Source organism: Spiroplasma cantharicola (genome assembly GCF_001281045.1).
In the GTDB taxonomy this organism is placed as follows: Bacteria; Bacillota_I; Bacilli_A; order Mycoplasmatales; family Mycoplasmataceae; genus Spiroplasma_A; species Spiroplasma_A cantharicola.
This window is the reverse complement of record NZ_CP012622.1, coordinates 318,204-330,184: the sequence shown is the minus strand read 5'-3', so window position 1 is coordinate 330,184 and position 11,981 is coordinate 318,204. Positions and strand designations below refer to the sequence as shown.

9 protein-coding genes are annotated in these 11,981 nt (G+C 26.0%); all 9 read right to left on the bottom strand.

Annotation, left to right across the window (positions count from 1 at the left end; all coding sequences use genetic code 4):
* Window positions 1-14: 14 nt before the first annotated feature.
* Window positions 15-1,610 carry a hypothetical protein gene (locus SCANT_RS01515; RefSeq protein WP_053945964.1) on the bottom strand — a complete coding sequence of 532 codons (1,596 nt, stop codon included), beginning with the start codon at window positions 1,608-1,610 and terminating at the stop codon, window positions 15-17.
* A gap of 16 nt (window positions 1,611-1,626) precedes the next feature.
* Window positions 1,627-2,946: a methylenetetrahydrofolate--tRNA-(uracil(54)-C(5))-methyltransferase (FADH(2)-oxidizing) TrmFO gene (trmFO, locus tag SCANT_RS01510; protein ID WP_053945963.1), complete on the bottom strand. Its 1,320-nt coding sequence runs from the start codon at window positions 2,944-2,946 to the stop codon at window positions 1,627-1,629.
* A gap of 71 nt (window positions 2,947-3,017) precedes the next feature.
* On the bottom strand, window positions 3,018-4,631 hold the full coding sequence (locus tag SCANT_RS05260) for an ABC transporter ATP-binding protein/permease (protein WP_083434193.1): 1,614 nt from the start codon (window positions 4,629-4,631) through the stop codon (window positions 3,018-3,020).
* A 383-nt stretch (window positions 4,632-5,014) separates the two neighbouring features.
* Window positions 5,015-6,886 (bottom strand): ABC transporter ATP-binding protein, encoded by a 1,872-nt coding sequence (locus SCANT_RS01500; protein WP_144416870.1) that lies wholly within the window; start codon window positions 6,884-6,886, stop codon window positions 5,015-5,017.
* A gap of 187 nt (window positions 6,887-7,073) precedes the next feature.
* On the bottom strand, window positions 7,074-7,829 hold the full coding sequence (locus tag SCANT_RS01495; RefSeq protein ID WP_053945961.1) for a DNA-processing protein DprA: 756 nt from the start codon (window positions 7,827-7,829) through the stop codon (window positions 7,074-7,076).
* A complete protein-coding gene (locus tag SCANT_RS01490; protein WP_053945960.1) occupies window positions 7,830-8,135 on the bottom strand; it encodes a single-stranded DNA-binding protein in 306 nt (101 codons plus the stop codon). It lies immediately after the preceding gene.
* A 69-nt stretch (window positions 8,136-8,204) separates the two neighbouring features.
* Window positions 8,205-8,849, bottom strand: coding sequence for a lipoprotein (locus tag SCANT_RS01485; RefSeq protein WP_053945959.1), 645 nt, complete (start codon window positions 8,847-8,849; stop codon window positions 8,205-8,207).
* Entirely contained in the window at window positions 8,849-10,543 is a 1,695-nt protein-coding gene (locus SCANT_RS01480) for a dicarboxylate/amino acid:cation symporter (RefSeq protein WP_083434192.1), read from the bottom strand. Before SCANT_RS01480 ends, SCANT_RS01485 begins: the two co-directional genes overlap by 1 nt.
* Before the next feature lie 16 nt (window positions 10,544-10,559).
* Complete coding sequence (locus tag SCANT_RS01475; protein ID WP_053945958.1) at window positions 10,560-11,891, bottom strand: CoA-disulfide reductase; 1,332 nt, start codon at window positions 11,889-11,891, stop codon at window positions 10,560-10,562.
* Window positions 11,892-11,981: the final 90 nt, after the last annotated feature.

Here is an 11,981-nt window from a genome sequence, read left to right as displayed (position 1 = left end):
TTTTTTTAATTAATTTAGGTTTTTCATCTTAATAATTTTAAAGGGAGCTCCAAATTTGAAATATACATTTTAGATTTTTCAAAATCTTCACTTAGTAATTTTTCATATTCTTTACACATTTTTTCAAATTTTGAATAAAGTTTTTTTACTAATATTTGTGTTTGAACTGTATGATCCAAAGGATGAGGACCCATTAAAATAAGAATATTTTTAAATAGTTCAAACAAATCATAATTCATTTTTGATGCTGTTGTATTTTCAACACCAAGCAATAAACTAATGATTTTACCAATTTTATAGAAACATTTTTTATTATAGAAATCCTCTAATTTAGTATATTTTAACTCCAATACTTCATTAATATCATCTTCAGAAATTAAAAAATCAAATTCTAATAAATTTTCTACATCTAATTTCCTTTTAAATTTATCTTCTTTTACTTCTTCAAAAAGATTTAATACATCAACATATAACTTTTTTTTAGGCATAATTCTTGAATCAATTAAATTAGGTAAATATTCATGAACTAATAAAATTAATCTTAATTTTGCAAGTACAGTATAAATTATTTCTGATGTTCTGAAAAGAGTTTCAGGATTATATGAAATAAATCTTTCTCCTTTTGATTCAATATAAGGAATTAAAACTTCTATATTAATATTTTGATTTGCAAATGGTGATAAAATTTTGACATTTGATTTCTTTAATTCTGTTTTTAATTCTCCCTTTTCATTAATATATTTATCATCAAATATAAATAAGGGAAGATAGTTTTTAATTTGATCATATAGCTCTTCACCATCATCAAGCATAGTTACAGCACTAATTTCTTCTTTCATAAGAATAGTTGTTAATTTAGTTAATTGAAAAAGAGCCTTAAAACGTTCTTTTAAATCAAAATTATCTCATTTTGATGATGAAAAATTACTTAAGAATAATAATCACTCTTCATCATTTTGAATTAATTCATATGTTTCATTTAAATAATCTAACTCTTTTTCTCTTCATTCTCTTCCAGAATTAAATTTTCTTATCAGTACATCTTTTTGATAACATTTTTCAATTCTTTGATATAAACCTTGTTTTTCTTGAACTCCAATTAAACTTAAAGTAAAAACAAAAGGATACATTGTCGAAGCTTTAATTTTTCCATCATCTGATTCATAGTTAATATCATACTCATAGTTAATTACTAATTCTCTAATATACGCTTGAGATAAGTTTTTTCACATATCATATGTTCTAAAACAATATTCATTAATATAGGGTAATAATAGATTGGAAATTATATCTCAACATAATTCATATGTTTCTTTGTCCTTTAAATTTGCTTTTTTTGGTTTATCTTTTACAAATCTATATCTAATTTTATAAATTTCTTCATATCTTTCTAGAATATATTCTGTATATGAATTATTCTCTTCTAATGGAATTTCTGTTAAAACTATTCCTCGATATAAAGAATATTGAATAACTCCTAAATAAACTACTGGATACAAATTATAAATCAGTTCTTTTTGAGTTGTAATATAGTATTTAAGTTGTGCATTTTCATGAACTAAGTTATGTAAACCATATCAAAAAATACTTTGCTTATCGATTTCTCTCATATTAACCTTTCGTTATTTATACTAATGTTTTAATAAATTGCTTCATTGAATTTAAAGCTCTATTTGAATACATATCTTTTTTCTCTTCTTTTTTAATTTTAGACTTAATTTCTAAATTTTCAACAATACTTCAATTTGCTTTCATTGGTTGAAAATTTTTTGAACTAGTGGCAATAATGTAATTTTGCAAACCACCCATAACAGTATCAATTGGAAATTTTTTAAGTTCTTTTTGATTTATTAATCTTGCAATATTAATAGCAGCTATAATACCTGAAGATGTTGATTCAACATAACCTTCTACACCTGTAATTTGGCCTGCAAAAAAGATATTGTGATTCGATTTTAATTGATTAAATTCATTCAAAACAGTTGGTGAATTAATAAAATTATTTTGGTGCATAACACCATATCTTACAAAATTAGCTTTTTCTAACCCTGGTATTAGTCTAAATACTCTTTTTTGTTCAGGTCATGTTAAATTAGTTTGAAAACCTACAAAGTTATAAAGATTATCGGCTGCATTATCTTGTCTTAATTGAACTACAGCAAAATTATTTGTTCCATCTAAATTTCTCAAACCAGCTGGTTTTAATGGACCAAAAGTTAAAGTGTCAAATCCTCTTTTTGCCATTACTTCTAGTGGCATACAACCCTCAAAATACTTTAAATTTTGCTCTGATTCTAAGTGAACTGGAGCTAATTGAGCTGCTACAAGTTCTTTGTGAAATAATTCATACTGCTCTTTATTCATTGGACAATTGATATAATCTTGAGTTTCTCCTTTTTCATAGCGATTTTTTCTAAATGCAATATTCATATTTATTGAATCTTTTGTAATAATTGGAGCAACAGCATCAAAGAAATAAAAATAATCTTGTCCAATTAATTTTGATATTTCTAACTGTAATGTTTTACTAGTTAAAGGTCCTGAAGCAATTAAAGTTATTTGATTTTTATCTATTTTTTGAAATTCCTGTTCAATAACTTCAATATACTTATTTGTTTTCATTTCATTAGTAATATATTTAGAGAATAATTCTCGATCGACTGCAAGACTTCCTCCTGCTGGTATTTGAGCAAATTCAGCAGCTTTAATTATTAATGAGTCAAACATTCTCATTTCTTCTTTTAAAGTACCTACTGCATTTTTTAAATCACTTGATCTTAAAGTATTTGAACAAACTAACTCAGCAAAATAATCCAATTTTTGGACTGGGTTTCTTTTTAAAGTCTTTTTTTCATATAATTTAACTTTGATATTTCTTTTTGCCAATTGGTAAGCAGCTTCACAACCAGCTAAACCAGCACCAATAATGTTAACTATTTTTTCCATTGCTTAATTATAACAAAAAAAAGCCTTAAAAAATAAAATGCACAATATAAAATTGTGCATAAAAATATTTTTTAAGATTCTCATTTTAATTTAAATGAGGCTGTTACTGTAAAGGCACTTATCATTGCTATAGAAACCGCTAAATAAATTCCAGTTTCTAAATCAAATATAAATCTTCCAGCTCATGCATTCGAGAATGGTTCCATGCAATATTTAAATATATTTAAATAGGTAGCATATTTTAGAACTGGACTATTCATGATTAAATCAATTGGTAAGAAAGATCCACCTAAAAATGCTATTGGCATATATAAAATATTTGAAACTGCAATATAAGTTGTTGTTGATTTAAAAATACTTGCTAATAACATTCCCATTGAAACAGCTTGAACCAATGTCAATAATAAGAAAGGTATTGATTCACCAAACTGTACTGGTAATGCAACATTTGCTCAACCAAATTCTCCACCAAACATTATTCCAGCTCATAATAAAGTTCAAAAGAATCCCATAAGCATAAAAATAATTCCCATAGCCACAACAGTTAATATAAAGAATATTGGTTTTATATTTGTTGCTCCAATTCTTTTCATAAGAACACTATTTTTAAATTCTAAAATTGTTTGTGGAATTATAAAAACACCCACAGAAATTATTTGCATTATTGCTAATGAACCTATTAAATTATGTAATAAGGCCCCCGGTTTTCCACTTCCTGCAGCTCCAGGCATTTCCATTGATTTGAATACAAATCCTTCTAAGAATAGAAGAATTAATGGGAAGAAAAATAAGAAAAATGGTACTGCAAAACCTTTTGCATAATATTTCATTAAAAGTTTTATTAAAGGAATATTTTTTCCTTTATTTTTTTCACTATTTATGATTCTATCTAATTTATTTTTATTTTCTTTATCAGCTTTTTCAATGTCTTTTTTTAAATCAGCTGCCTTTTCTTCTTTAAATTTTTTTCAAGTAAAATTATGAACTGATCCATGTTTTTTTACTAAATCTTTAACAAGACCTTGCTCTCTAATTTTTCCATTGTGAATATAAATATACTTATCACAAAGTTCTTCAATTTCACTCATCATATGTGTTACCAAAATCATTGCTTTATTTTTGCTTACAACATTTTCTTTAATTACATCAAAAATTTCACTTCTAACTTCAATATCTAATCCTGTTGAAATTTCATCAAAAATAACTAAATCAGGATTGTGAATTAAACTTAAAAGAATATTTACTCTTTGTTGTTGACCACCACTTAAACCTTCTAGAAATTTATTTTTATAATTTTCAATTTGAAACTTTCTTAATATTTCAATTAGTTTTCCTTCATTCATTGGTATGTTAAATGTTTCTAAATAATACTTAATCATATCCAAAACTGTTATTCCAATTGGGTACTTTGATTCTTGGAATTGTAATCCAATTGTCATATTTTCTTGTCTTTTTATTTTACCTGAGGTTGGTTTTCTAATTCCTCCAAGTATTTCACTCAAAGTTGATTTTCCCCCACCATTTGGTCCAATAATTCCAATTCTATCTCCTGGATTTATTACTAAACTAACGTCGTCTAATGCATTTTTATGCTTATAAGTTTTTGTAATATTGCTAATCTCAATTAACGGGATATTTTCATCTATATTCGATGTTTTTTCATTTATTTGTTCTTTTGCTATCATAATTATTCCTTCCATTAAAATTTAGACTTTTTAAGTATAATACATTTAAGCTACTTTTTCATTGTTAATAAAATAAAAAAAAATTTTTATTTTATTAAAATATTTTATTAATAAAAGGAATAAAATATCAAGAGACCATTATTGAAGATACATGAGCTTTTGGTTATAGTATTAAGGTATTATGATTTACGACAAAAGAAGAACCAACAGAACTTATTGAAGAATATAAAGAAACTATTCAAAGTGAAAGTGTTCAAAAAGTTTTAGAATCAAAGACTAAAAATAAAATTAATTTAATAATTGAATGAATTACAGTTAATCCTTTATCATAGATTTAAATATTTAAAAACCTCTTACTTAGTAAGAGGTTTTAATATTTATAATTAACCCATCAATCCTGCATCGTATAGATTTTTAAAGTGACCTGCTTTATTTTTTAACTCACTAAAACTACCAACTTGAGCAATACCTTTTTCAGGGGCCAATACTATAATTGTATCAACATTTTTTATTGTACTTAATCTATGTGCAATAGTAACAGTTGTTCTACCCTTCATTAATGTATCTAATTTAGATTGTATTTCTTTTTCAACAATATTATCTAAAGCACTTGTTGCTTCATCTAAAATTAATAACTGAGGATCTTTTAAGAACATTCTTGCAATTACTAATCTTTGTTTTTGACCACCAGATAACATGAATCCACGTTCTCCAAGAATAGTTTTGTATCCTTCTGGTCAAGTCATTACTAAGTCATGCAATTCAGCTAACTTAGCAGCTTCAATAGCTTCTTCATCAGTGGCATTAAATCGACCATATTTGATATTATCTAGAACATCTCCAAATAAAATTTGAGGTTCTTGTTCTACATAACCAACTTTATCTAAATAACTTGCTAAATTAACATCTCTTAAATCATTAGTTCCATTTATTAAAATTTTACCTTTAAAAGGATCATAAAATCTTAACAATAGTTTCGCTATTGTTGATTTACCTGCTCCAGTTTCACCTACAAATGCATAAGATTTACCATGTTCAAATGTAAATGAAAATTTTGGAATAATAATTTTTTCGGGTTTTTCTGGATATCTAAACTCTACATCTTTAAAGATAATTGCTTTATCAATATTTTCAATTCTAATTCCCTCTTCAGGATTATAATGAGGATCGATTCTTGATTTTGAAGTAAGAATTTCATCAATTCTTACAGCTGAAGTTGAAGCTTGGATTAATCCAATTTGTAATCTTGCAACTTGCATAATTGGTCCAACCATTGTTCCAACTGATGAAATAAATGCTGTTAAAACAACAGAAATTGTTGCTGGTTCATCATGTCATTTTATTGCTGCAGCAATAACTATTATCATTTGAATTGAACTTATTCCTGCTACTAAAATAGTTACAATTGTTGATTGCAACTTAATTAAACTACTTGATTTTTTAAAGTAATCTTTATGAATTTCTTTAAATCTTTCTGTTTCATAATTTTCTGTTCCTGATGCTTTAATTAATCTAACAGTTGCTATTCTATCTGTTACATCACCATTAATTGATGTAATAGAATCTCTTGTCTTGAAAGCTGCTTTTTTAACAATTCCAAAACTTGAAAATATTGATGTTACAATTACGATCATTGTTATTATTACTACCACTGTTAAATAAGTATCAATTGTAAACATCATAATTAATGCTCCAAAAAATGTAAATGATGCATTTAACATTGTTACTGGTATTTGTTGTGCTTGATCTCCAATAATTTGAGTATCTGAAACAATTTTTGTTAGTATTTCTCCAATTTTTTTATCAGAATAATAACTCATATCTTGTTTTACTAGTTTTTCTAATGTTTTATTTCTTAGTTCAATTTCCACATTTTTACCCATTATTCCTGCAAGATAATTTGAAGCAAAAGTAAATATTGCCAATGACCCAAATAATCCAAGTTGTACATAAATTCAATCTTGTCAAGTCAAATTAAACCCAAATAGAGGTGTAGTTGTAATTTCATTTTCAGTACTTTTTGAAACTAATATCAACATAATATTTTGAATAATTTTGGGACTTAAAACTCCTGCAAGAGAAGATGCAAATGTTAGTATAACCAAAAATATACCAACTAATGGATGTCTTTTTAAATAATGAAAAATAATAGCAAAGAAAGCTTTACCACTCTTTTTCTTTTTAAATTCTTTATTATTCGACTTTTTTGCTTTTTTTTCTGAACTTACTTCTTCAATTATGTTATTATTTGACATTTTTTTCACCTTTTTCTTAAAAATTATACATTAAAAAGCAAAAAAAAGAGAGATAAATCTCTCTTTGAATTAAATAACTTTTATCATTTGTGTGTCGGGAATAAAATGATTAGTTAATTTATACTTAGTTTTTTAGGCGTTAGCCTTACAAGTGTGATATTTCTATCACAAAAACATTATATCATTATTAAATCTGATTTAATATATCTTTTGCATTTTCTACTAACTTTGCACCATCTTTAATTAATTTATTTGTAGCATTTTTTGAATAGATGCTATCAGGAACTGCAAAGACTTCTTTACCTTCATTTATTGAAAAAGAGAATAGTTTTTTTATTATATCTCGTTCTTTAAATTGAATAAATAAGATTGCCTTTGAAATGCCACATAACATTCTATTTGCATAATCTCCCATAAGATTAACAATATTGTTATTTGATTCATATATTTCTGTAATTGCCAATAAATTTTTTCTTTCTGGTATATCAAGTGTTTTTTTAAGATAATCTTTCATACTTTCTTCAACTATTTTAATTAGTTTGTAATTATTTTTTAACCCATTATCCAATACTTCATTGTTTACACCAATATTTTCAATTGTAGAAAATACTGTACCCTCTTCATTTAATTCCTTCATAAAAGTTTGAGTACTTTTAATTCCATACTCATTTACCTCGTCTCCACCAACTAATGCAATAGTTTTATTGTGGTTAGAAATAAGAGACAAGTCACCCTTATAAAATATTACAAATGGTGGTTTATGAGTATTTTTTAAGTAGTTTGGATATAATGGGTTTAAAATAGTTATAAAATTACAATCAACCTTGTTTGAAATTTCATCCAAATCTTTATGAGTAATTTTTTCTTTTGTATCTAAAGCATTATAAATTTGATCTCAATCACCGCTATATTTTATTGAAAAATATAATAGTACATTTTCCACTTAGCTTAATTGAAAAATTTTATTTGCAACTAATTCATTTCCATATTTATTATTTTCAACATTTCCAAAAGATACAATTCTTCCTTCAACACCAATATAAGATTGATCAAAATATTCATATTCTTCTCCTAAAATATTAGATCAAACTTTAACATTAATAAAGTCAGCAATTGTTTCACCAGTTTTAGTTTTATAATTTCTTGGTACTTTTAAAACAAATTTATATAATTTTTTTTGACCATCTTTGGAATCAAAAACAACTTGAGGTTCACCTTCCATTTGGCCAATAATAGTTACATTATTCATATCAACATTCCTCCCACTATTAATATCGACATAAAAATAAAAAAAATAATTGATTTAACAATTATTTTTTTAAATAACTTCAATATTAATTTCCAATGCAACCTTAGAATTATCAGCAGATAATATAAGTTTTAGACTTGCACCACTTTGAGAGTTTTGCTTAGCATTTACAATTATATTATCTCCATTTTGCATATAATTAATTGATTCAGTACTATCAGAATTGATTTTAAAATTAATTAATTGCTCATAATTTAAAATTACAATTGTTTCTTTTAAACCTGCTTTTAAATGAAGATTATTTTCATTATTTAAACCACTAACTTCAATTGCCTTATAACCTTCTAAATTAGCAGTAATTTTAAATTCAATTACTTCTGTATAAGCATTTTTTGCACTCATTTTAACTCATTCTTTTTCATTTGTTTCTTGGTCATTTTCTTTTTTAATGGCTCCAGCAATTATAATAAGTTCATCATTATTTTTACCACTAAGTTGAACCTTAAGATTTGATGAACTTTCAATTTTAAGACCATTAATTTTACTTCTATTTTTAAGTTTTAATTTAATTGACTCAAATTCTTTTATAGTTTCTGATGGCTTTTCAAAATCAATTGTTTTGAATTCTTTACTATTTTCAGTACATGAAGCAACTAAAGTTGAAGACGAAGCAATCAAAGAAATACTTGATAAAAGTGATAATATTCTTCTCATTATTTTTTATCTCCTTTTTTATTATTTTTATCTTTAAAAATAATTTTCTTTTCTTTATATACTTGCTTTTCTTTTTTTAAATCTTCTTTTAATTTAAGTTTAATTTTTTCCTTATCTTCTTTTGTTAAGTCTTTATTTTTTAATTCTTTCATTGATGTGGAATTTAAGGAAATTAGAATTTTAGTATGCTCATCTTTTAAATTTTTAGATTCTAGAATTCTTTGTTGTGAATGAATTCCTCTTTCATTTAAAAGATTGGATCCTTCTTCAATTAGTCCTTCTGATTTTGCAACAATTGTGGCAACAGCAACACCTCCAACAACATTGGCACCAGTTCTTCCCATATCAAACAAACCATCTAGAGGTGCAATTAATTGTAAGACACTTCCTGCATATCCTCCAAATCCAATACCTCCAAGTACACCAACAGTAACAACTGTTGCAGTTCCTGGAACACCTGCTATTCCAAGTGAAGCAATTACTGTAACAAATAAAGCCATTATAAAGAATGTAAATAGCCCCATATCATGAACAGCACTTCCTGAACTAGTTCCTGTTCATAAGATACTTGTTGCTAATCCTGATTGAACTCCAGCACAAGCAATCAATCCCATTGTTGTAGAAATTGGTTGAATTGTGTTTGCAGATCTTCCATTTACTTTCATATCTTGTGTTAATGTTTCCATTGCTATTGGCAAGGAAGCATTAGAAGATTGTGTAGAAAAACCTTGGATTAAAGGTTTTCAAGCGTTTTTTCATCAAGCTCCAACTTTTATTCCACTTAAGAATATTTCTAATGTTAAAAGAGCCAATGCAATAGCAACTCCTAAATAACCTACACCAATTATTTTTCCAATTGAAACTAATGCTCCAATTGGTCTTGAAGTAATTGAAACAGTAATCATAGACATAACAGCTAAAGGCATGATTTTCATAAATGTCATTAAAATAGACATCATAACATCTCATCCTGTATCCATTGCTTTTCTAATAGCTTCCATTTCAACGTGTTTTCTTTTTGATAAAATTTTTACACTTCCACCAGCTAAAGCTCCAACTACCATTACAGGAATAATTGTGTTTTTTGCTAAAGCTCCAATAATATTATTTGGAATGTACTCTCAAATAATTTGAGGTAAAGGTACATTATCTTTACCAGTAACAGAAGAATCTGAAGTTAATTCAAATCCCTGTCCTACTTTTACTAATAACCCTATAAAAAAAGTTATTGTGAACATTACAGCAACATTAAATAGCAATAATGCAATTCCTTTTGCTGTAATTCTTCCCAAACCAGTTTCACCTGGTTTAGATGTTATTTTAAATATTGCAATAAAAACAATTGGCACTGTTAATAAATAAACACCATTAATAAATATATTTTTAAAGAACGACGCTCAAATATTTAACTCATAAATTCAATATAGCTCATTTCAAGGTTTTGAAATCTCTTCAAAAGAATCCGAATCTGGAAAACCTATAATTGATTGTAATACTATACCAAATATTAAACCAATTGCCATACCAAGAATAACTCTGTACATAAATGCAAATTTATATTTTTTTAAAAAGAATCATAGTCCTACTTGTAAAGAAATAAATATAGATATTGCCACAAGTGATTGTCATGTACTAATAGCTACAAAATCTCTAAGTAAGTTATGGCCTTTTTCTTCTTCTGCCAAGAATAACATATTAATCTTTCCCTTCTTATTTATTTAACTTAGATAAAGCGATGTGAATGATATCGACAGTTCTTGAAAATGGTGGAGCATAAGGTAAATCGATTTGTTCTAATTCACTATCTACCTTTGCCTTTTGTCAAATTAAAGCTGCCAAAGCATAAATTCTTAAAACAGAACTATTACTTCCTGCCATTTGAGCTCCAATTATTTCCCTTGTATTTTCATTAATTATCAATTTAAGATATAAGTCTTTTTGATTTGGAGTATAGTTTGTATGGTCTTTATCTTTAATAAAAACTGATTTAATTTTCATATTATTTTTTAATGCCATTTGTTCTGTTAATCCAGCTCTTGCTATTTCAAGGTCAAACATTCTTAACATTGAACTTTGAATAGAACCTGCAAAACTAGCTTTTTTACCAGCAATATTATCTGCAATTACTTTTGAAAATTTGCTAGCAACAGTTGCTAGTGGTGAATAAATATCTTCATTATTAATAAAGTCCTTAGAAGTTGCACAATCACCAGCTGCATAAACACCTTTAATATTTGTTTCACCTTTTTGATTGACAATAATTGTTCCTCTGTCATTCATTTTTAAATCACTATTCTTTAAAAATAAAGTGTTTGGTTGAAAACCAACAGAAAGTAAAACTGCATCTGCTTTAATTTCTTTTCCACTTTTTAATAAAATTGAATTAACTTTATCATTTTTCAATTTTATTTCTACTAACTGTTCACCAAGTAGAGTATTAATTTTTTTCTCTATTAATTTCTCTTCAATTAAATTTGAGATTTCTTCATCAAAAGCTTTTTTCATAACTTTTGATTCCATTTCTAATAAATATACTTGTTTATTCAATTCAGCAAAAGTTTCAGTCATTTCTAATCCAATAAAACCTGCTCCAACTATAACAACTTTTTTGATTTTGTCATTGTTAAGTATTTTTTCTTTTAACAAAACTCCATCTTCTAATGTTGTAAGAGAAAAAACATTTTCTCCTTCAACACCAATAATATTTGGCTTAATAGGCTTTGCGCCAACTGCTAAAACTAAATTATCATAAGATTCAAATTGACCATTAAAAGATACTGTCTTATTTTTAAAATCAACTGAATCTACTTTTGCGTTAGAAATAATTTTAATACCAGTTTTTTCAAACTCTTCTTTTTTTCTTGCTATTAAAATATTTTTATCTTCAAAATTATTTGCAACAAAATATGGAAGACCACAGGCTCCAAGAGAAACATAATCTTTATCTTGTATAACTGTTATTTCTATACTAGGATCATTTCTTTTAAGCCTAGCAGCAACACCCATTCCAGTTGCACTACCTCCAATAATTAATGTTTTCATTTTTCTCCTTACTTTTAGCTTTCATTTATATTAATGCCACTATTATTATAAGTACTAAATTAACAATTTTCATTTTAAATGTAAAAAAAA